Source organism: Variovorax sp. PMC12, assembly GCF_003019815.1.
Taxonomy (GTDB): Bacteria; Pseudomonadota; Gammaproteobacteria; order Burkholderiales; family Burkholderiaceae_C; genus Variovorax.
The window spans coordinates 3,307,943-3,327,944 of the sequence record NZ_CP027773.1; the positions used below are offsets into that span (position 1 = coordinate 3,307,943).

Sequence of the window (20,002 nt, forward strand, 5' to 3'; positions counted from 1 at the left end):
TATTACTCTCAAAATCCTTTAAGCCGGTGCTCCCGAATACTTAGCCGAAGAATCAAGACGACAACTCTCTAGGCATCAATACAGAAATCTATTTATGCGCCAACTAACTTTTTGAACCGGCCTTTTCAATCGATATCAAACCTTCAGCCATTGGTGACCGGTGTCGCCAAGAAAACGTTTAGCTTAAAACACTATGCAACGGAGTCGATTCACTTTCCGTTCAAGCACATTTTCGCCGGCAGCGCTTCAAATCAAGCGCAGCTTAAATTTTCAGTCCACGAGCTTTGAGCGCGGCGATTTAATCAGAGCATGGAGTTTGCCTTCATATTTACCAAGCATTTCCTTGATATTAAAGCGTCGCTCCGCAAGGTTTCTGGCATCCAATTTGAATCTGGCCAACTTATCTTTGTCAGATGCAAGCTCTTCGATCTTGCGCGCGAATTCGCCGTATGCACCTGGTTCGCACAAAAACCCTTGCCTGCCTTCTTCAACCATTTCAGGCAGCGCACCCACCTTCGAAGCCACTATTGTTGCCCCACTCGCCAGAGCCTCCATGATGATATTTGGGCGTCCATCGAGTTTCGATGGAAGACACAAAATATCGCATGCTTGCAAGTATGGCCTGACATCAGGGACTGTTCCCTTTAACAGAAAACGTCCCGGCGGAAATTTCGCTGCTGCGATCGCAGCTTTAAGATTGGCTTCAAGATGACCAGCACCAGTCATTAGAAAAACAATGTCCAACTGCTTCGATACACGCGCGGCGATCTCAACAAATCCGAGCGGGTCTTTCTCCTCTGACCATCGCCCGAAAAAACCCACAACCGTTGCGCCGAGAGAGATCTCTTCACTGGCGGGAGCGCAGTCCTCTCGGTTTTGTGGTTTGTTTAAATCTAAGTCGACGCCACTTTCAATCAGACTAATGCGCGCCGGCGACTCTCCAGATGCAATCAACCAATTCTGAACCTCTGTATTTTCAACAAACGTGAGATCAATGCAATCGGAATATCGACGGTTGTTAGCCGTGTGCCCAACGGTATTGAAAAGTAAATCAGCAACCGCAATTCTCGGATGACGAAGTTTCAGTGCGGGCAGATACTCATATGCAAAAGCACTGCCGACCACCCATAGCAACTCAACATTTCTGGACTGCACAAGATAATCAAAAAAGTCTCGCCAATAATCCTGATCTAAAAAACGAGGCAGATGAAAAATCTCACTTGTGGCTGACTCGAACCAAGGAGTGGTGTCGCCATGCTCCTGCCCCACGGGAACTGTGGTGACGAGAATTACGCGCCATCCATTCTTTGACAGTTGCGCGACTATTGCGCTCAACAATCTTTCCGCGCCGCCAAGAACCAAAAAAGGCATTGCAATCAGCAGCGTTGGGCCGGCTAAGCTCTGAATGTTGAAACTTTGGCGATTGGAGAACGATCCAGGTGGGCGAGCAGGGGCTGATGCGCTATTTGCGCGAACTCTAGCAATAGCTTCCTCCGTCAGCACATCCTCATTAAAGCGGCGAACCAGTATTTTTTGGACTTCGTTTTCCAACACTTCTCGGCTGTTGCTTAGCGTGCCTCCATGGCTGCGATAGAAGAATAAAGGCTCATTGAGGGTTAAAAACCGCGCCCCCAGTGCCGCAAGTCGAACCCAAAAAAGCCAGTCTTCGTGTATATGCCCGGTCGTGGGATCCGAATCGCGGTAGCCACCGGCTTTTCGCCACATTGCCTTTTTATACACAGCACAGGTTAATGCGTTGTTGCCTTCAAGCAGCATGTCCAGAGTAGGACGTGCGTGCGGCATCCAGACTTCCGATCTGTTGCCGAAAAACTGAAGCCCTGGCGAAACCACTCCATATCCGGAATGCTCCAGCACGAAAACGGCTTTTTCAATGTAGGTCGGAGCAATGCGGTCGTCTGCATCTAGGCAGCATATGTATTTGCCTCGTGCGTGACTGATCCCAAAGTTTCGATTGGCACCAGCGCGATATGGCTTGTCTTGAATCAAAAGCCTAAGCTTTGGCGAGGCCTTCGCAACTGCCTCTATCAGGCGTTGCCGAGACTCAGTGGAGTTCGACCCACCTTCTACGACGATGATCTCGATGTCAGTAAAGGTCTGGGCCTCGACCGACCGAATAGCGTCTCCAACAAGATGCCCGTAGTTGAAGCAGGGAATCACAATGCTGACCAAAGGACGATCCGATGGCCAGTCAACATCGCTGAGCGGCTCGCAGACACCAGTTACCACACCAGCCTGAGGAAGTAGATTTACCGCTCCTGCAACTCGCTTGGCGACATCAGCGCTCTTCGTCGTCGAGGCTCCACCTCTGGCTGATGCCCTGCGACGCAGATACTCGCGAACGTGAGAGACGATGGTGCCTCGAAGCGTCCACCACACAAGTTTCGCGAGCTGCTTTGCGCGCCTTGCCACTCGTGGATTTCGCTTCGCCCAGCGACGCAACGGCCCCGTAGCACGCCATGCGGTAGTTTGCTGAATCGCTTCCAGTTGTTGGGCCGCCTCCAACATCCTGCTTTCCATCGCATTTGTCTTAGCGGCCTCTGTTGCCAGATCCCTGCGTAGCGCGGCGACTTCACTTACAAGTCCCGCAGCTCGCCGAATCTCAAAGTTCACGGCTTCAGTAGCATGCATCGCGTTAAGACGTGCATCCGCAAGAATTACTTCCATTTCCGCCTTCAACCGTTGGGTTTCGCGAGTGGCAGACCCAAAACTTACAGGCTGGAAGGCGCCCTCTTGTTGTCGTTTTAGATCGAACGACCAAAGCTGCGCAATGCGCGCGACCAAGGGCGGAGTGAACTCGTGGCTAACCAACGTTGAGAGTGATCGCACTGATTCCTCAGTTGCTTGACCTGCATGCAGAAGATGCAAGTAGGTGGCAGCCCTGACTATTTCAGCCTCATCACCAGCGAAATCAGCGTCCATCAACTTCTTTAAAATGGCTCCGATCCGCGCGGCCTGCTCTGTGCTCTTGGTGACGATGCCAATGTAGGTCGACGCGTAGTCCTTGATGGCTACTTCTGAGCCGGCCAAATGACACCCAAGCTCGGCCTCGACGATATAGCGAATTGCACCCTCTGTCGGATAATAAATATGCTCAAACGAACTGTTCATCCAAGCTGCGTTGCTACCCGCTGCCGACATAACTGGAACTTCGAACAGCATGAATCCGTCCTGCTTCAACATCGCGATAGCGGTGCCAAATCCTCCACGGAAGTCAAGAAGATGCTCGAACACCGCAATGGCAGTGACGACATCGAACTCTGATCGATGGTGTTCGGCAAGTTTCGGCTCCAGCAGGTCGTTCCCAAGGATCTGGATGCCTTGCTGGTGTGCTTGGCATGCAGCTTTCAAGTTGACTTCGATGCCAGACTTTTCGAAAGCACTGGGGAGCTTGCTGAGCAAATAGCCGTCCGCACAACCTATGTCCAAAATTTTCCCGTGATCGGTCAGGAGTTGGACCAGCACAGCCGCCCAACCCAACCCATGCTCCGCCATAAAGCTGTAGTTCTCATAACCAGTGCGTTCACCGCCTAGATAGTAGTTGTCGTCATAGTACTTATTTGTACTCAACGGAAGACTTGCGACTACACCCAGTCCGCAGTATGTGCACTGCTTGATTTCCATGCCATCCTCTCGAATGGCGCAATGTTTGAAAGTATTCGCGGAACACGCGTTGCAGATCATCTTTATCTTTTCCTACGAGGAACAAGTGGCCTCTCGGCTCCTAGCCGAACTAGCCGTTGCAAGCCCCTATCGCTAGCTTGCGGAGATCTCTTCACGCGCCCTGCGCAGGATGTTTGCCAGCACCGCATCCATGTCCGAAGGCTCGAACCGCAGACCCAGAGACTTCAGCCTGGACGGATCGCCGACGAAAACCCTTACATCGCTGTTACCGCGTCGCGATTCGTCATGCTGCAACTCCACCGCCAAGCCAGACACTGCGATCAAATTCCGCGTCAGCTCGAGCAGACTTTGTCCATCGCCCGTGCAGATGTTCACCACCTCAGCAGAAGCCTCATTAACCAGCGACAAATCAACAAGAAGCTTTGCAGCGACTCGAATGTCAATAAAATCTCGCACAACATCGAGATCACCGGTTTTCAGCACTCCGCCGCGCTGTCCCATGCGCGCGATTTGGTCCGCAAAGCTCCCTAAAGCCAGCGACTTCGGCATACCTGGCCCGATCGGATTAAACAGCCTCGCCACAACCACAGGCAGACCGCGCGACGCAGCAACGAACGCATGGCTCGTCTGGGCGAGCTTGCTCGCACCGTACGCAGTGTTCGGGCGACATACCTCATCTTCACGCACTGGCTGCGAGACCGCGGCCACTGGCCCGTACTCAGCAGCACTGCCGGCAAGAAGCACACGCGGCTTGTTCTGTAAGGCAAGCGCGGCATCCATCAGGTTGGCTGCAAAAACGACATTGGCTTCGTACAAATCGCTGTAAGTCGACGCGGTAGAAATGCCCGCTAAATGCAACACGATTTGCGGATTCACAGACCGGAGCAAAAGCCGAACCTGAGCTGCATCACTGGGGTCGGCGAGCACGCGCGCGCCCGCCCCCAATGCAGGCCTTGCCGTTCTGCTGACGGCGATGGCTTCCAAGCCGCGATGACCCAATTCATCAAGCACCGCGCGTCCAACAAATCCGCTGGCACCGGTGACAAGCACACGCATTGGCTATTCGGGCAGAAAGAGTTCTCGACTCTCGTCGAACATCTTCTGCGCAGTTGAATAATCTTCCGGCCGGCCGATGTCGAGCCAAAAGCTCTTTGGCTGTTGATGGCACCGGACCTTCTTGCCCGCATTACTTAGCTTGAGCAGCAGATCTGGCATGTCGAGATGAGCACCTGCACTCACATGGGGCCTGACTGCGTCGCGATTGAGCATGTACAAGCCCATGCTGACAAGGTGCTTGCTGATGGGCTTTTCGAGATAACCTTGTAGGTTCATTTCCGCGTCGACCTGAATAAGCCCGAAGTCGATCTTGACCTCTCTTTCGTAGACGCAGATCGTCGCATCCGACTGCCGTTCTGTATGCGTGCGCACCAATTGACCGATGTCAAAGGTGGTGAGCAGGTCGCCGTTAGTGACGATGAAGTTTTCCCCAACATCTTCGATCAACGCTCCGAGCGGACCTGCCGTGCCTAGCGGGCTGTCCTCAAGGCTGTAGTCGATCTTCAGCCCGAAACGCGAACCGTCGCCGCAGAACGCGCGAATCAGGTGATGCAGATGATTGACCGCTAGGATCACTTCCTCGACACCAGCGCGGCGAAGCTGACGCAACAGGAGTTCAAGCACGGGCATATCACCCAGCGGCATGAGAGGCTTGGGGAACGAGGCGGTGAACGGCTGAAGGCGGGTGCCCTTGCCGCCGGCCATGACGACTGCTTTCATGATTAGTGCTCCCTTAGACGGTATAGACAGTGGGACGGTACAGGTGAATATTGCGACGGATGAATTCAATGCTCTGGCGCAGTCCTTCGTCCAGATCCACCTGCGGTGACCATCCCATCACTTTTGCGGCCAGCGAGTTATCGGAAACGAGTTTGAGAACCTCGCTCTTGTCAGGACGCATGCGCGCGGAGTCGGCAACGATCTCTTTTTCCACACCCATCAGTTTCAGGATGCGCTCGGCAAAATGTCCGATGGTGAATGTCGAGCCTGTCCCGAGGTTGATCGTCCGCCCTTCGATTCCAGGCGCCACCGAGGCAGCAATGAAACCGGCCACGGTGTCCGTCACGAAAGTCATGTCGCGTTCGGGTGTCAGTGAGCCAAGCTTGATCACATCCTGCGTCAACGCTTGAGAAATGATGGTCGGAATGAACGCGCGCGCAGACTGCCGCGGGCCGAACGTATTGAAGGGACGCAAGGTCACTACGCCGGTATCGAACGAACGGTAGTAGCTCTCCGCGATCTTGTCGGCGCCAATCTTGGAGGCCGAGTAAGGTGACTGCCCCTGCAGCGGATGTTCTTCGTCGATTGGCACTCGTATGGCAGTGCCGTACACCTCCGATGTGCTTGTGTGGACCACACGACGCACCGACAGCCGACGTGCGGCCTCGACGACGTTTAGCGTACCTTCGACATTGGTGCGCACGTAGCTGCGCGGCGCAACGTAGGAGTACGGAATAGCAATGAGGGCTGCCAGATGGCACACGACGTCGATACCCTGCATCGCATGCATCACAAAGTCACCGTCGTCGACGTTACCCGCTACAACGCGAAATTCACCCTTCACATCGTCCGAAACAAATTCAAGATTGCCCCAGCTTGAGGCGGACCCATAACGAACCATCGCAGTTACGTCAGCACCAGCTCGGACCAGTGCCTCCACGAGATGACTTCCGATGAATCCGCCGGCGCCGGTTACAAGATACTTTTGTCCAGTGAGGTCTTGAGTGGGAGAGTGCATGTCGTGCTTTATAGAAAAATTTTTAGAAGTCGTGGGCTCACGATGAACGGTCTTCAACGAGCAACCGATTGAGATATTTGCCGTAAGCGTTCTTCTGCAAGGGCGCTGCCAAGCGCGCAAGCTGGTCCTTGTCAATGAAGCCATGGCGCCATGCAATCTCTTCGGGGCAGGCAATCTTCAGTCCTTGGCGATGTTCAAGCGTGGCAATGAATTGCCCCGCTTCGAGCAAGCTCTCGTGCGTACCCGTGTCCAACCACGCATAGCCCCGCTGCATGATCTGCACATTGAGCTGATTGCGATCCAGGTACGTCTGATTCACTGCCGTAATCTCCAACTCGCCGCGTGCGCTCGGCTTAACGGCCTTGGCGATGTCAACTACCTGGTTGTCATAGAAGTAGAGGCCGGTCACGGCATAGCTGCTCTTCGGCTTCAGCGGCTTTTCTTCAATGCTGCTCGCCCTGCCCTTTCCGTCGAACGCTACGACGCCATAGCGCTCCGGGTCCTGCACGTGATAGGCGAACACGGTGGCACCGGAGTCCTTCGTGTCCGCATCGGCAAGCAGTTGCACGAAATCGTGACCATAGAAGATGTTGTCCCCCAGCACCAGCGCGCTGGGCGAGTTGCCGACGAACTTGTCCCCGATGATGAAAGCCTGCGCAAGCCCGTCCGGGCTGGGCTGCACTTCATACTGCAGATTGATGCCCCACTGGCTGCCATCGCCCAGCAGCTGCTGGAACCGCGGCGTGTCCTGCGGGGTGCTGATGATCAGGATGTCGCGCATGCCGCCGAGCATCAGCGTGCTCAGCGGGTAGTAGATCATCGGCTTGTCGTACACCGGCAGCAGCTGCTTGCTGAGCGCGAGGGTTGCGGGGTGCAGGCGAGTGCCCGAGCCACCGGCCAGGATGATGCCTTTGCGTTGCGTCGTCTTGGTCATGCTTTTCTTTTCGTGGGTGTTCTTCAAAGCGTCTCGCGCAGCATGCGCGCAACGCCTTCCTGCCAAGGCGGCAGGCGCAGGCCGAAAGTGGTCTGCAGCTTGGTGGTATCAAGACGCGAGTTGTGCGGGCGCTTCGCCGGGGTCGGGAAGGCGCTGGTCGGCACGGCCTCGACAGCCTGCGGGCCGGCCTTGAGCTCGACGCCGGCCTGCTGCGCCATTTCGAGCACGAAGCGCGCATAGCCGTGCCATGTCGTTTCACCGCCCGCAATCGCGTGATAGAGCCCGGCCTTGGCCGGATCCTGCAGCGTGGCGCGAATGGCATGGGCCGTCACGTCGGCCAGCAACTCGGCACCAGTGGGCGCACCGAACTGGTCGTCGATGACGGTCAGCTTGTCGCGCTCCTTGGCCAGGCGCAGCATGGTCTTGGCGAAGTTGCCGCCGCGTGCCGCGTACACCCAGCTCGTGCGGAAGATCAGGTGGCGCGGGCAGTGCTGCGCCACCAGCTGCTCGCCTTCGAGCTTGGTCTGGCCGTACACGCTGAGCGGGCCGGTCGCGTCGTCTTCCTTCCAGGGCTTGCTGCCGCTGCCATCGAAGACATAGTCGGTCGAGTAGTGCACCATCAGCGCGCCGATCTGCTGGGCGGCTTCGGCCACCACGCCGGGCGACGTGGCGTTGAGCTTGCGCGCGAATTCGGGTTCGCTCTCGGCCTTGTCGACGGCCGTGTGTGCTGCGGCATTCACGATCACGTCGGGGCGGACCTTCAGCACCGTCTCGGCCAATTGCTCCGGCCTGCTGAAGTCGGCGTGGAAATCGGTGCTGTCGAAGTCGAGCGCCACCAGTTCGCCCAGCGGCGCAAGGCTGCGTTGCAGTTCCCAGCCGACCTGTCCGCCCTTGCCCAGCAGCAGCAGCTTCATGCCGCGGCCTTTGCGTCGTATTGCTTTTCGACCCACTCGCGGTAGGCGCCGCTTTGCACGTTGCGCACCCACTCGCTGTTCGCGAGGTACCACTCGACGGTCTTGCGGATGCCGGTGTCGAAGGTCTCGGCGGGCTTCCAGCCGAGTTCGGCTTCGAGCTTGCGTGCGTCGATGGCGTAGCGGCGGTCGTGGCCGGGGCGGTCGGTGACGTAGGTGATCTGCTCCTTGTAGGGCTTGCCGTCTGCCTTGGGGCGCAGCTCATCCAGCAGCGCGCACACGGTATTGACGATCTCGATGTTCGGCTTCTCGTTCCAGCCGCCCACGTTGTAGGTCTCGCCCAGTTTGCCGGCCTCGAGCACACGGCGAATGGCGCTGCAGTGGTCCTTCACGTAGAGCCAGTCGCGCACCTGCATGCCGTCGCCGTACACGGGCAGCGGCTTGCCGGCCAGCGCGTTGACGATCATCAGCGGGATGAGCTTCTCGGGGAAGTGGAACGGGCCGTAGTTGTTGGAGCAGTTGGTGGTGAGCACCGGCAGGCCGTAGGTGTGGTGCCAGGCGCGCACGAGGTGGTCGCTGGCGGCCTTGCTGGCCGAGTACGGGCTGTTGGGCTCGTACTTGTTCTCTTCGGTGAAGGCCGGGTCTGTCTTCGAAAGCGAGCCGTAGACCTCGTCTGTCGACACGTGCAGGAAACGGAAGGCCGTTTTCTGGTCGGCTGGCAGCGCGCTCCAGTAGCCACGTACGGATTCGAGCAGGCGGAAGGTGCCGAGCACGTTGGTCTGCACGAAGTCTTCGGGGCCGTGGATCGAGCGGTCGACATGCGACTCGGCGGCAAAGTTGACCACGGCGCGCGGCTTGTGCTCGGCCAGCAGGCGGTCGACCAGGGCGCTGTCGCCGATGTCGCCCTGCACGAAGATGTGCTGTGGGTTGTTCTTGAGCGATGCGAGCGTCTCGAGGTTGCCGGCGTAGGTCAGCTTGTCGAGGTTCACGACAGGCTCGTCGCTGGTCGCGATCCAGTCGAGTACGAAATTGGCGCCAATGAAGCCAGCGCCGCCGGTAACCAAGATCATGGGGTCCCCTGAATGTTGAAAGTCATCGCCGTGTCGCAATGAACCTTAACGTTCGATTATCCCATTGGGCCAATTGGCGGAAACACAAGACGTTACCGTTCTGCCCTCGGCGTGTTTACAATCGTTCGCGATACCGCAGGAGAGCGGGCCACCCCGGTGGCCCTACCGAAGGCGCAAACTCCCATAAACGCTCAGGTCGGCCCGACGAAGTCTTGGATTTCGGCAAGGGGTCAGTACTGCATCAACTGAAACGCCGTCTGGAGAGACGCCACTTCACGTGGCGCACCGAAGGAGCAAATTCGTTGCAATGGCGCAACGAATGAATCTCTCAGGTACCGAGGACAGGGGGAGCGGCAACTTGGACAGCGGTCGTCCGGTTGCTTGCTATTAATTCAATAGTATTCACCCTCGCCCGCCGTTCAAGCGCAGCACCTCAAAGGTACTTGAAATGCGCGTGATCGTTCTTGGCGCCGGCCTGCTCGGCGTGACCTCGGCTTACTACCTCCAGCAACTCGGCCACGAAGTGACCGTGATCGACCGGCAGGCCACCCCGGCCGCCGAAACCAGCTTCGCCAATGGCGGGCAGATTTCCGTCAGCCATGCCGAACCCTGGGCCAACCCCAGCGCGCCGCTCAAGGTGCTGCAATGGCTAGGCAAGGAAGACGCCCCGCTGCTGTTCCGCATCCGCGCCGACATGCGCCAGTGGCTGTGGGGCCTGCAGTTCCTGCGCGAATGCACGCCGGCGCGCACCCGCCACAACATCGAGCAGATCGTGCGTCTTGGCACATACAGCCGCTCGATGTTGCAACAGTTGCGCCGCGACACCGGCATCGCCTACGACCAGCGCACCCAGGGCATCCTCCACTTCTATACGACGCAGAAGGAATTCGACGGAGCCCTCGCGCCCGCCGAGCAGATGCGCGCGCTGGGCTGCGAACGCCAGGTCATCTCGGCAGACGAGGCCGTGAAGATCGAGCCCGCCCTCGCCCACATCCGCCCCAAGCTGGCCGGCGCCACCTACACGGCCGAGGACGAATCCGGCGATGCCAACCGCTTCGCGCGCGAACTCTCCCGGCTCGCGGCCGAAGCCGGCGTGAAATTTCTCATGAGCCACACCGTCACCGCCCTGCGCGAGGCCGGCGGCAGCATCGACCACGTGGAGGTCACCGGCGCCGAAGGCCGCTTCCAGCGCATTCGCGGCGACGCCTTCGTGATGGCGATGGGCTCGCTGAGCCCGTTGCTCGCGGCGCCGCTGGGCATCCGCCTGCCGATCTATCCGGCCAAGGGCTATTCGGTCACGCTGCCCGTCAAGGACGCCTCCAAAGCGCATCAGGTCTCGCTGACCGACGACGAATTCAAGCTCGTGTTCTCACGCTACACCTCGGAATCCGGCGACCGCCTGCGCATCGCCGGCACGGCCGAGCTCAACGGCTACGACCGCGACCTGAACCGCGTGCGCTGCGAAGCCATCGTGCGCCGTGTCGAAGAGCTGTTCCCCGGCGCCGGCGACACCACGCAGGCCCAGTTCTGGACCGGCCTGCGCCCCGCCACGCCAAGCAACGTGCCGCTGATCGGCAAGACGAAGCTCGCCAACCTGTTCCTCAACACCGGCCACGGCACGCTCGGCTGGACGCATGCCTGCGGCTCCGGCAAGTCGATCGCGCGCATCGTGAGCGGGCTCGCACCAGAGGTGGATTTCGCCTTCACGGGAATGCCGGCGCCGCAGCCACGTATCCCGCAGCCCGCACTCGGCTGACCGGCGATCAGGACATGACTCAGGCCTTGAAGGTGACCCAGGGCTTGAACCGCACAGCGCAGCGGATCAGCCCCGCGCGCTCTTGCGCATCAATCACGGCGCCGATGGGCTTGTAGGCCTGCGGCGCCTCTTCAATTCGGCGCTCCTCGCGCAAGGTCACGCATTGCCAGCTGGAGTTCTCGTCAGCTGGCGTCGGCCGCATGGCGCGTACTTCCTGGCGCCGCACGCGACGACCTGCACCATGGCTACACGACCATAGCCAGTCTTCGTGACCGAGCCCTGTTGCCAGGTAAGAGAAGTCACCCATCGACCCCGGGATCAACGCCAGGTCTCCGTCATGAGCGGGCGTCGCCCCCTTTCGATGGACGTTCATCTCGTGCTCGCGCAGCACCACGTTATGCGGCACATCGATCACGAGCCTCGACGCCGTGGCACCGAGCAGCTCAGCGAAATCCTTGCGCACCAGTTCGGCCAACACCACGCGGTTGGCCCATGCGTAGCGCGCCGCCACGCCCATAGCCTCGAGGTATTCCTGTGCCAACGGCCCTGTCAGGCCATACAGACCGCTCTTCGGATGGCGAAGCCCCTTGGGCCACTCGCTCCGAGCTCGTTCCATCCAGCGACCACCCACATGAAAGCCGACGTCACGCGAGCCGCTGTGAATCATCACGACGACATCGCCTGCCTTGAGCCCGGCGCGGTACGCGGCGTGCCGGTCCATCACTTGGTCAACGACCTGCAGCTCCACGAAATGGTTGCCTCCGCCCGGTGTGCCGAGGCAGGGGTCACGGAACACCTCGTGCCGCGCACCGGTATGAGCCTCTGGCGCATGCCGCGCGCTGCCGCCGAAACTCGCAAGGCCGATGCAGGCACCGATCTCCGATTGCATCCGGTCCCGATCGCACGAGGCCCAGAGCCCCTCGCCATCGACTGCTTCCAGGAAAGCCGAAGGCCCCAGGTCGAATAGAGCCCTGAACGCCGCCGTATGCACCGGTACGTCGCGTCCGTTATCGAGCAGACTGCGCGTGAGCCGCGCGATCAGTCGCGTCTTGTGCGGCGCCACCTGATCGAGCGTGAGACCTGTGGTCAGCAGCCGCATGCCGCAGTTGATGTCGGTGCCCACCGCCGCGGGAATGACGAAGTCGGCATCGGTCGCGACGACACTGCCAACCGGCGCAACGGAACCTGGATGGAAATCCGGCGTCGCGCATGCCTTGCACACGCCCTGCTTGCCGTCGGGCGAACGAACGCTGGCAAAGGCCAGCAACTGGTTCACCGCCTTTTCTTCCAACGGAAGACTGGGCGGCAGGAGCACCGTGGCCTGCGAGACCTCGTGGTGCAGGTGGTAGACGCCGTCGCGGTAGTCGACGGCAATGCCGGCACGCGAGAACGCACGCTGGAGTCTGGAGAAACGAAGATCACTCATTGCTACTGTTCCATTGTGGAAACCATGTCGGTTTCCCGCCCCGGTACACATTGCATGGCGGGGCGAAAGAGATCGGCCGTGCGTCTCGAGAGGCACGACTTGCTCTTTCTTGCAGCAGCAGATTCAAGAAAGCGTGCGGATTCTAGCGACGCATGCCGCAATTGAAAACCCGCGAGTCGCTTTTCCCCGTCAGTCGGGCGCCGTGAACACCGTCAGCACCCCCGTATAGCCATACAGGTGGTGCCGCGCGATCTCCCCGGCGGCGAAGAACCCGACCAGCGGCACGTCGCCCAGCGCGTGCCGCACGATCTGCAACTCGGCGCCCGGCGCGCCGAAATGCGGGCCGCCACGCCCGGAACAGCTCACGTACACCGCACCCGCGATGCGCCGCGCCGGATGCGGCGCCGCCTCGGCCTCGCCGGCAGCCACGGCGCGCGCGGTGGCCAGCGTCTGCTCTTCGGGCTCCAGCTCTTCGCGGATCTCGGCGCAGATGCGCATCAGGTCGGCCCGCGCCGCCTGCGCATTGCGGCGGCAGAAGGTCAGCCGCATGCCGGCTTCGGCCGTGTCGGCAATCGCGATGCCGCGCCGCGTCGGGTCGAGCCCGATGATGTGGCGCACCAGCACGTCGGCGCCCAGGTCGCCGGTGCGGCGGATGCCGTCGCTGCCCGCGTCGGCCAGCCCGACCAGCGTGTTGCGCACGGCGTCGATGGCTTCCTGCGGCCTCTCCAGCGACACCTGCAGGTCGGCCAGCAGCACGTCCAGGGCCGGTTCGCCGTCGAGCCTGAGCAGCAGGTTGCCGTCGGCCTCGGTGATCTCGCGCTCGCGCACCGCGCCCGAGCGCAGCGGCTGGCAGCCCTGCGTGACGCGCGACACCAGCCGCACGCCGTCGCCGAACACCACGCCCGACAGGCCGCCCGAGAACACACCGCCCGCCGCCCCATGGCCGCGGATGTTGCCGTTGCCGCCGACCGCGAACTGAAGCGCGCCGCCACGGCCCGACGAGAGCCCGCCGAACAGGTAGCCGGTGTCGGTGCGGCCCGCCATCTCGGCGATCAGCTCGGTCAGGTCGGGCGTGGCCGGGTCGGCGTGCACCAGCGCGGTGTGGGCCTCGAAGCCGCTCATTTCGGAGTTGCCCAGCGGCGCGACGCCGGAGAACACGCGGTACTGGTCGCTCGGCAGCGCGCAGAGCATCAGCGTCATGCCGGGCTCGTCGAAGTATTCGGCGTTGTTGGCCGCCACGCCGATGCCGACGGTGCCCGACCAGTCGGTCACCTCGGGCAGTTCGGCGCTCAGGTGGTCGAGGATGTCCTGCGCCTCGGCTGCGTAGTGGTCGGTGATGTAGAGCAGCCCGAGCGTCGGCGACGGCGCGTAGTCGGGCAATGCCATCTGTGCGCGCAACTGGGCCAGCACGAGGCCGGCCGCCATGCGCCATTGCGGGTGGGTGGCATGACCGGAGGGAAACAGTTTCATGATGCGTGCCAACCCGTTCTTTCCAAAAAATGTATGGGTATGACGTCAGCGCCGGCTGGAGGTTCGCTTGCGCGCGGCGGTCGTCGTCTTTTTCCTGGCGGCCGGGGCCGCCGCTTTCTTTGCCGCGGCAACGGGCTTGCGGGCCTTGGTTGCCGCCGGCTTGCCGCCCATCGCCTTGCCGACCGCGTCGGCCAGCGGCTGGGCCATGGCCGGCACCTTCAGCTGCGCAGCGTCCTGCAGCGCCGAGCTGGCGATCTGCTGGAACTGCTCGGTGAGCGAGCCCCACCACTGCATGGGATCGATCACGCCGGCGCCCTCGCCGGCCTTGGATTTCGCGGCGGCGGGACGCGCGCTCGTCTTCGTCTTCTGCGGCGCCGGCGCTTCCTCTTCCTCGGGCAGCTCGTCTTCTTCCTCGACCTCCTCGGGCTCCGGCTCGACCGGGGCCGCAGGGGCTGCTGCCGCGGGCGCCGGGGCCATGGCAGCAGCCTGCTTGGTGAACGCGCTGGCGATGTCTTCCATGCGCACGTTCATGCCGCGCAGCGTCGACAGCGTCATCTTCTGCACCTCGAGCGCCTGGATGGTGGCCTTGAGCGCATGGCCGTTCTGCTCGAGCCAGTACTGGACCGTCTTGAGTTCCTGGATGCGCTTGTCGACTTCTTCCACGCTCAGCGTGGGCGCGACCCAGCTCGCGAGGCTCGGAATCCCAGGCACCGAACCGGCACCGGCACCCGCCGCGGCACCGCCGGCGAGGTTCTTCAGGAAGTCGAATCCGGGGACGAACTGGCTGAAGTCGAAGGGCTTGCTGGCGTTGCTCATGCGGAAGGTCTCCTGGGAGGGTTTTCTTGTGCTCCCAGCTTACTCCAAGCCCTTGCCGTCCGGCCCGGCCGGCGCGGGGATTTACCTGCCGTCAGAGTTCGTCGCGGACCTTGCTGAAAACCTTCCAGAAAGTGGCGTCCTGCGAGGTCGCGAAGTTGATGCGCATCATGGTGCTCGGCGGCCGGCGCGCATGGAACAGCGAGCCCGGCGCCAGCAGGTAGCCCTGGTCGAGCATGCGCTGCGTGAGCGCGTCGGTGTCCACGCCCGTGTCGACCCAGCCGAACAGCCCCGCCGGCTCCGACGCGAAGGTGCAGCCGTGCGACATGGCGAGCTTCACCGCCCGCCCGCGCGCCCCGTCGAGGCGGATGCGCACCCGCTCCGAATGCCGGCGCAGCTGGCCCTGGTCGATGCACCACGACAGCGCCCGCTCGAACAGCGTGGGCGAGGTCAGCGTGGCCAGCAGCTTGGTCTCGAGCAGCCGCTCTTTCAGCGCGGGCGGCGCGGCCAGGAAGCCGATGCGCCAGTTGGGCGCCAGGATCTTGGCGAAGCCGCTCACGTAGATGGTGCGCTGCAGCCCGTCGAGCGCGCTGAGCCGGGTGGCGTGCTCGGGCGCGAGGTGGCTGTAGGTGTCGTCCTCGACGATGTGGAAGTCGTGCTCGTTCGCCAGCTTGAGCACGCGGTGCGCGCTGCCCGGCGTGAGGCTGTAGCCGGTCGGGTTGTGCAGCACGCTCACGCTCACGAACAGCTTGGGGCTGTGCAGCTTGCAGTACTGCGCCATCACCTCCAGGTCGGGCCCGTCGGCGCGGCGCGGCACCGGCAGGATGCGCATGCCCAGCGCCTCGAGCCGCGCGAATTCGAGCGCCCACCCCGGCTCCTCGACCATCACCGGGTCGCCCGGGCGCAGCAGCGTGCGGCTCACGATGTCCAGCGCGTGGGTGGCGCCGATGGTGGTCACGATCTGGTCGGGCGTGGCCGGCACGTTGATGCCCACCAGCTTCTGCGACAGGCTGCGCCGCAGGCTCATGTCGCCGGCGGGCTCGCCGTACTGGAGCGACAGCTCCTGCAGGGCGGCCGTGCTGGTCATGCGCCGGACGGCCGTGGGCATGAAGGTCGACGACATCCAGTCGGGCGGGAACACGCCCATGCCCGGCTGCGGCTTGTCGCTGGGCCGGTGGAACATGCTGCGGATCAGCGAGCTGGCGTCCGCCGGCACGCGCGAGGCCATCATCTGCACGGCGATGGCCGCCGGCATGCCGATGGCATCCGGGCCATTGGTCCCATGGGTGCCATTGGTGCGATTGGCCAGGCGACCTTCCTGTACCGGCGCGGCGTCGCGCACATAGAAGCCGCGCTGCCGGCGGGCTTCGACCAGCCCCTGCGCCAGGAGCTGGTCGTACGCGGCGACGACCGTGTAGGGGCTCACCCCCTGCTGCCGCGCGCAATCGCGCACGGAGGGCAGCCGCGCGCCGGGCGGAAGCAGCCGGGTACGGATGCGTTCGGCCAGCCGGTCGGCCAGCTGCCCCGTGAGCGACTGGGTGGAGGTTCTTGTCAGCATGCGTGCCCGTGTTCCAGAAGAGCCTTGTGGGCTCTGTGCCGAAGGAATGACCAATACAGTTTCAGTGTTTGTTTGATCATCTGTACTGGAACTGTAATGGTCTCAAGTTTAGAGTGTGTGTCATGAACTGGCAAGAATTCACCGCGCTGCTGGTGCTGGCCACGGCGATGAGTTTCTCGCCCGGTCCCAACACCACGCTCTCGACCGCCCTGGCGGCCAACGGCGGCCTGCCGCGCGCAATGCGCTTCGTGGTCGCGGTGCCGGTCGGCTGGACGCTGCTTCTGGTGCTGTGCGCCGCAGGCATCGGCGCGCTGGTGGTGGCCGTGCCGCCGCTGCGGGTGGCCATCAAGGCCTTGGGCATCGGCTACCTGCTGTGGCTGGCCTGGAAGCTCAGCGGCAGCGCGACGCTCGGCAACGCCGACAGCGCCAGGCTGTCGGTCGGCTTCGGCCAGGGCGTGATGCTGCAGTTCGTCAACATCAAGGCGTGGCTGCTGGCGCTCACGCTGGTGGCCGGCTGGATCGCCGGGCAGCCCGACGCGCTGCGCCGCTTCGCCATCGTGGCGCCGGTGATGCTGTTCTTCGCCTTCGCCAGCAACTTCGCCTATGCGCTGGTCGGTGCCCTGCTGCGCGACTGGTTGTCCAAAGGCGCGCGGCTGCTGTGGTTCAACCGCGCGATGGGCCTGGTGCTGGTGCTCACCGCCTGGTGGATGGTGAGCGTATGAGGCCGGGCATCAAGGACGAGACGCTGGGCATGTGGCTCGGCGTCGTCGGCGTGGCCATGTTCGCCATCACGCTGCCGATGACGCGGCTGGCCACCGGCTCTCAAGACGCGCCGCAACTGTCGCCCTGGTTCGTCACGCTCGGGCGCGCGGCGCTGGCTGGCGTGCTGTCGGCCGTCTTCCTGCTGGTGACGCGCTCGCCGCGCCCGGCCCCGCACCAGTGGCGGCCGCTGGGCATCGCGGTGCTGGGCAATGCCGTCGGCTTTCCGCTGCTGCTGGCCTACGCGCTGCGCGTGGTCACGGCCAGCCATGCGGCGGTGGTGACGGCGCTGCTGCCGCTGGTCACCGCGGCCGTGGCGGCCTGGGTGCTGCACCAGCGCGCACGGCTGGGCTTCTGGCTCTGCGCCATCGCGGGCAGCCTGCTGGTGGTGGTGTTCTCGGTACTGCGCGCCAGCCAGGCGGGGCACGGCTTCGGCTTCGAGTGGGCCGACCTGCTGCTGGTCGGCGCGGTCGTCGCGGCATCGTTCGGCTACATCTACGGCGCGCAGGTCACGCCGTCGCTGGGCGCCGAGCGCGTGATCTGCTGGGTCTGCGTGATGGCGCTGCCCGTCACGCTGCCGGCCACGCTGGCGCTTTGGCCGCGGCAGCCCGTTGCCACCTCGGCCTGGCTCGCCTTCGTCTACGTGGGCATGTTCTCGATGTGGATCGGTTTCTTCGCCTGGTATCGCGGCCTGGCGCTGGGCGGGGCGCTGCGTGTGAGCCAGACGCAACTGCTGCAACCATTCCTGTCGATCCTGGCGTCGATCCCGCTGCTGGGCGAGCCGCTCGACGTGGTGACGCTGGGCTTCGCGATCGCGGTGGTGTCCACCGTGGTCGTGGGCAAGCGGCTGTCGCAGCCGGCCAGCCCCGCCACCAACCCGGCACAGGCCGCAGCGCCGAAAATGACGCCTGCCGCCGCCCGCAAGGCCAGCCCGCACGGACGCTGATCCGCCGTACCCTCTCCTTCGAATCTCACCTCACCGCCTGAAAGAAGAAAGCCATGAACTGGAAACTCGCCGCCCGCGCCGCAAAGATGAACCCCTCGGTGCTGCGTGAAATCCTGAAGGTCACCGAGCGCCCCGGCATCATCAGCCTGGCCGGCGGCCTGCCCTCGCCCAAGACCTTCCCGATCCAGGCGTTCGCCGACGCCTGCGCCGAAGTGCTGCACAACGACGGCCAGGCCGCGCTGCAGTACGCCGCCAGCGAAGGCTACGCGCCGCTGCGCCAGGCCGTGGCCGACATGCTGCCCTGGGACGTCGACGCCTCGCAGGTGCTCATCACCACCGGCTCGCAGCAGGGGCTGGACCTGGTCGCCAAGGTGCTGATCGATCCGGGCAGCAAGGTGCTGGTCGAGACACCCACCTACCTCGGCGCGCTGCAGGCCTTCGGCCCGATGGAGCCGAACCCGGTGGGCGTGGCCAGCGACGACGACGGCGTGATCGTCGATGACCTCGTGGCCAAGGCCAAGGACGCGCGCTTCGTCTACCTGCTGCCCAATTTCCAGAACCCCACCGGCCGCACCATGACCGAGGAGCGCCGCGCCGCCGTGTCCGCCGCCGCCGCGCAAGCCAACCTGCCGATCGTCGAGGACAACCCCTACGGCGAGCTCTGGTTCGACGAAGCCCCGCCGCTGCCGCTGGCCGCGCGCAACCCCGAAGGCGTGATCTACCTGGGCTCGTTCTCGAAGGTGCTGGCTCCCGGCCTGCGCCTGGGCTTCCTGGTGGCGCCCAAGTCGATCTACCCGAAGCTGCTGCAGGCCAAGCAGGCGGTCGACCTGCACACGCCGATCTTCACGCAGCGCATGGTGTCGGCCGTCATGAAGGACGGCTTCCTGGACCGCCACGTGCCCACCATCCGCGCCCTCTACAAGCGCCAGCGCGACGCGATGATCGCCGCGCTCAAGCGCGAGATGGCCGGCCTGGACGTGAAGTTCAACGCGCCCAAGGGCGGCATGTTCCTGTGGGCGCGCCTGCCCGAGGGCGTCGACACCGTCACGCTGCTGCCCAAGGCGGTGGAGCGCAACGTGGCCTTCGTGCCGGGCGCGCCGTTCTACGCGGGCGAAGGCGATCCGCGCACGCTGCGCCTGTCGTTCGTGACCGCGAGCGTGGAAGAGATCGACACCGCCATCGCCGCGCTGGCACAGACGCTGCGCGAAGAATTGGTGCTGCTCGGCGACAAACAGCTCGCAGCCGCCCAGATCTGAAAGCCCCACAAGGAGCCCTCCCTTGATCGGCCTCGCGACGCTCTCGCTCTTCCTGCTCGCGGTACTGGCGCTGTTCCTGTCGCCGGGCCCGAACATGGCGTTCGTGCTCTCGCACGGCGTGGCCCATGGTCCGCGCGGCGGGTTCGCGGCGGCCGTCGGCATCTCGGCGGCCGACCTGGTGCACACGCTGTTCGCCGCCACCGGCGTCACCGCGCTGGTGGCGGCGTGGCCGCCGTCGTTCGACGTGCTGCGTTATGCGGGCGCGCTGTACCTGGTGTGGCTGGCGGTGCAGGCGCTGCGAAGCGGCGGCGGCCTTCGCGTCGGCGCGCGGGCGCAGCCGGCCGGCTTCGGCCGCATCGTGCGCATGGCGCTGCTGAACAACCTTGTCAATCCGAAGGCGCTGCTGTTCTTCATGGTGTTTTTGCCGCAGTTCGTCGACGCCTCGCGCGGCAGCGTGCCGCTGCAGCTGGTGCAGCTCGGCGTGGTGCTGTCGATGGCCGCACTGGCCTTCAACACGCTGCTGGGCGCGTGCAGCGGCCAGATCGGCCGCTGGCTGCACGACCGGCCCGGCGCGGCGCGGTTGCAGAGCGGCCTGCTGGCCGCCGTGATGCTGGGGCTGGCCGTGCGCCTGCTCTTCCTCGATCGTCCTTCACCTCGCTGAAGAGGG

At 63.0% G+C, this 20,002-nt stretch carries 16 protein-coding genes and 2 riboswitches; of the genes, 5 read left to right on the forward strand and 11 right to left on the reverse strand.

Features of this window, described 5'->3' with window-relative positions; translation table 11 throughout:
* Positions 1–270 precede the first annotated feature (270 nt).
* From C4F17_RS15430 to rfbB, 7 genes are all read right to left on the reverse strand, one after another.
* A complete protein-coding gene (locus C4F17_RS15430; protein ID WP_159053670.1) occupies positions 271–3,642 on the reverse strand; it encodes a glycosyltransferase in 3,372 nt (1,123 codons plus the stop codon).
* Positions 3,643–3,774: 132 nt separating this feature from the next.
* Positions 3,775–4,698 (reverse strand): NAD-dependent epimerase/dehydratase family protein, encoded by a 924-nt coding sequence (locus C4F17_RS15435; RefSeq protein WP_106935826.1) that lies wholly within the window; start codon positions 4,696–4,698, stop codon positions 3,775–3,777.
* A 3-nt stretch (positions 4,699–4,701) separates the two neighbouring features.
* Positions 4,702–5,418, reverse strand: coding sequence for a sugar phosphate nucleotidyltransferase (locus C4F17_RS15440; protein ID WP_106935827.1), 717 nt, complete (start codon positions 5,416–5,418; stop codon positions 4,702–4,704).
* A 13-nt stretch (positions 5,419–5,431) separates the two neighbouring features.
* Positions 5,432–6,436: a GDP-mannose 4,6-dehydratase gene (locus C4F17_RS15445; protein WP_106935828.1), complete on the reverse strand. Its 1,005-nt coding sequence runs from the start codon at positions 6,434–6,436 to the stop codon at positions 5,432–5,434.
* Positions 6,437–6,473: 37 nt separating this feature from the next.
* Positions 6,474–7,370, reverse strand: a complete 897-nt coding sequence (gene rfbA, locus C4F17_RS15450) for a glucose-1-phosphate thymidylyltransferase RfbA (RefSeq protein WP_106937569.1) — start codon at positions 7,368–7,370, stop codon at positions 6,474–6,476.
* Positions 7,371–7,393: 23 nt separating this feature from the next.
* On the reverse strand, positions 7,394–8,284 hold the full coding sequence (gene rfbD, locus C4F17_RS15455) for a dTDP-4-dehydrorhamnose reductase (RefSeq protein WP_106935829.1): 891 nt from the start codon (positions 8,282–8,284) through the stop codon (positions 7,394–7,396).
* Complete coding sequence (gene rfbB / locus C4F17_RS15460) at positions 8,281–9,351, reverse strand: dTDP-glucose 4,6-dehydratase (RefSeq protein WP_106935830.1); 1,071 nt, start codon at positions 9,349–9,351, stop codon at positions 8,281–8,283. Before rfbB ends, rfbD begins: the two co-directional genes overlap by 4 nt.
* Positions 9,352–9,477: 126 nt before the next feature.
* Positions 9,478–9,581, forward strand: a riboswitch (glycine riboswitch).
* 17 nt (positions 9,582–9,598) lie between these two features.
* Positions 9,599–9,706, forward strand: a riboswitch (glycine riboswitch).
* 93 nt (positions 9,707–9,799) lie between these two features.
* Here rfbB and C4F17_RS15465 point away from each other — a divergent pair.
* Complete coding sequence (locus tag C4F17_RS15465; protein ID WP_106935831.1) at positions 9,800–11,107, forward strand: D-amino acid dehydrogenase; 1,308 nt, start codon at positions 9,800–9,802, stop codon at positions 11,105–11,107.
* A 19-nt stretch (positions 11,108–11,126) separates the two neighbouring features.
* Here the strand turns inward: C4F17_RS15465 and C4F17_RS15470 are convergent, their stop codons facing one another.
* The 4 genes from C4F17_RS15470 to C4F17_RS15485 form a co-directional block, all read right to left on the reverse strand.
* Positions 11,127–12,533, reverse strand: a complete 1,407-nt coding sequence (locus C4F17_RS15470) for an RtcB family protein (protein WP_106935832.1) — start codon at positions 12,531–12,533, stop codon at positions 11,127–11,129.
* Between the two features lie 189 nt (positions 12,534–12,722).
* Positions 12,723–14,003, reverse strand: a complete 1,281-nt coding sequence (locus C4F17_RS15475; RefSeq protein ID WP_106935833.1) for an FIST signal transduction protein — start codon at positions 14,001–14,003, stop codon at positions 12,723–12,725.
* A 45-nt stretch (positions 14,004–14,048) separates the two neighbouring features.
* Positions 14,049–14,819, reverse strand: a complete 771-nt coding sequence (locus C4F17_RS15480) for a PhaM family polyhydroxyalkanoate granule multifunctional regulatory protein (protein WP_106935834.1) — start codon at positions 14,817–14,819, stop codon at positions 14,049–14,051.
* 91 nt (positions 14,820–14,910) lie between these two features.
* On the reverse strand, positions 14,911–16,374 hold the full coding sequence (locus tag C4F17_RS15485; RefSeq protein WP_106935835.1) for an aminotransferase-like domain-containing protein: 1,464 nt from the start codon (positions 16,372–16,374) through the stop codon (positions 14,911–14,913).
* Positions 16,375–16,496: 122 nt separating this feature from the next.
* Here C4F17_RS15485 and C4F17_RS15490 point away from each other — a divergent pair, with 122 nt between their 5' ends.
* The 4 genes from C4F17_RS15490 to C4F17_RS15505 are packed head-to-tail and all read left to right on the forward strand — an operon-like array spanning position 16,497 to position 19,996.
* Entirely contained in the window at positions 16,497–17,096 is a 600-nt protein-coding gene (locus tag C4F17_RS15490) for a LysE family translocator (RefSeq protein WP_081268328.1), read from the forward strand.
* A complete protein-coding gene (locus C4F17_RS15495) occupies positions 17,093–18,079 on the forward strand; it encodes a DMT family transporter (RefSeq protein ID WP_106935836.1) in 987 nt (328 codons plus the stop codon). Before C4F17_RS15490 ends, C4F17_RS15495 begins: the two co-directional genes overlap by 4 nt.
* Before the next feature lie 53 nt (positions 18,080–18,132).
* Complete coding sequence (locus tag C4F17_RS15500) at positions 18,133–19,335, forward strand: aminotransferase-like domain-containing protein (protein ID WP_106935837.1); 1,203 nt, start codon at positions 18,133–18,135, stop codon at positions 19,333–19,335.
* 22 nt (positions 19,336–19,357) lie between these two features.
* A complete protein-coding gene (locus tag C4F17_RS15505; protein WP_106935838.1) occupies positions 19,358–19,996 on the forward strand; it encodes a LysE family translocator in 639 nt (212 codons plus the stop codon).
* The last annotated feature ends 6 nt before the right edge of the window (positions 19,997–20,002 follow it).

Coding starts and splice junctions, on each gene's coding strand:
- C4F17_RS15430 (WP_159053670.1), bottom strand. CDS start 3,642: ATGGAAATCAAGCAGTGCACATACTGCGGACTGGGTGTAGTCGCAAGT.
- C4F17_RS15435 (WP_106935826.1), bottom strand. CDS start 4,698: ATGCGTGTGCTTGTCACCGGTGCCAGCGGATTTGTTGGACGCGCGGTG.
- C4F17_RS15440 (WP_106935827.1), bottom strand. CDS start 5,418: ATGAAAGCAGTCGTCATGGCCGGCGGCAAGGGCACCCGCCTTCAGCCG.
- C4F17_RS15445 (WP_106935828.1), bottom strand. CDS start 6,436: ATGCACTCTCCCACTCAAGACCTCACTGGACAAAAGTATCTTGTAACC.
- rfbA (WP_106937569.1), bottom strand. CDS start 7,370: ATGACCAAGACGACGCAACGCAAAGGCATCATCCTGGCCGGTGGCTCG.
- rfbD (WP_106935829.1), bottom strand. CDS start 8,284: ATGAAGCTGCTGCTGCTGGGCAAGGGCGGACAGGTCGGCTGGGAACTG.
- rfbB (WP_106935830.1), bottom strand. CDS start 9,351: ATGATCTTGGTTACCGGCGGCGCTGGCTTCATTGGCGCCAATTTCGTA.
- C4F17_RS15465 (WP_106935831.1), top strand. CDS start 9,800: ATGCGCGTGATCGTTCTTGGCGCCGGCCTGCTCGGCGTGACCTCGGCT.
- C4F17_RS15470 (WP_106935832.1), bottom strand. CDS start 12,533: ATGAGTGATCTTCGTTTCTCCAGACTCCAGCGTGCGTTCTCGCGTGCC.
- C4F17_RS15475 (WP_106935833.1), bottom strand. CDS start 14,003: ATGAAACTGTTTCCCTCCGGTCATGCCACCCACCCGCAATGGCGCATG.
- C4F17_RS15480 (WP_106935834.1), bottom strand. CDS start 14,819: ATGAGCAACGCCAGCAAGCCCTTCGACTTCAGCCAGTTCGTCCCCGGA.
- C4F17_RS15485 (WP_106935835.1), bottom strand. CDS start 16,374: ATGCTGACAAGAACCTCCACCCAGTCGCTCACGGGGCAGCTGGCCGAC.
- C4F17_RS15490 (WP_081268328.1), top strand. CDS start 16,497: ATGAACTGGCAAGAATTCACCGCGCTGCTGGTGCTGGCCACGGCGATG.
- C4F17_RS15495 (WP_106935836.1), top strand. CDS start 17,093: ATGAGGCCGGGCATCAAGGACGAGACGCTGGGCATGTGGCTCGGCGTC.
- C4F17_RS15500 (WP_106935837.1), top strand. CDS start 18,133: ATGAACTGGAAACTCGCCGCCCGCGCCGCAAAGATGAACCCCTCGGTG.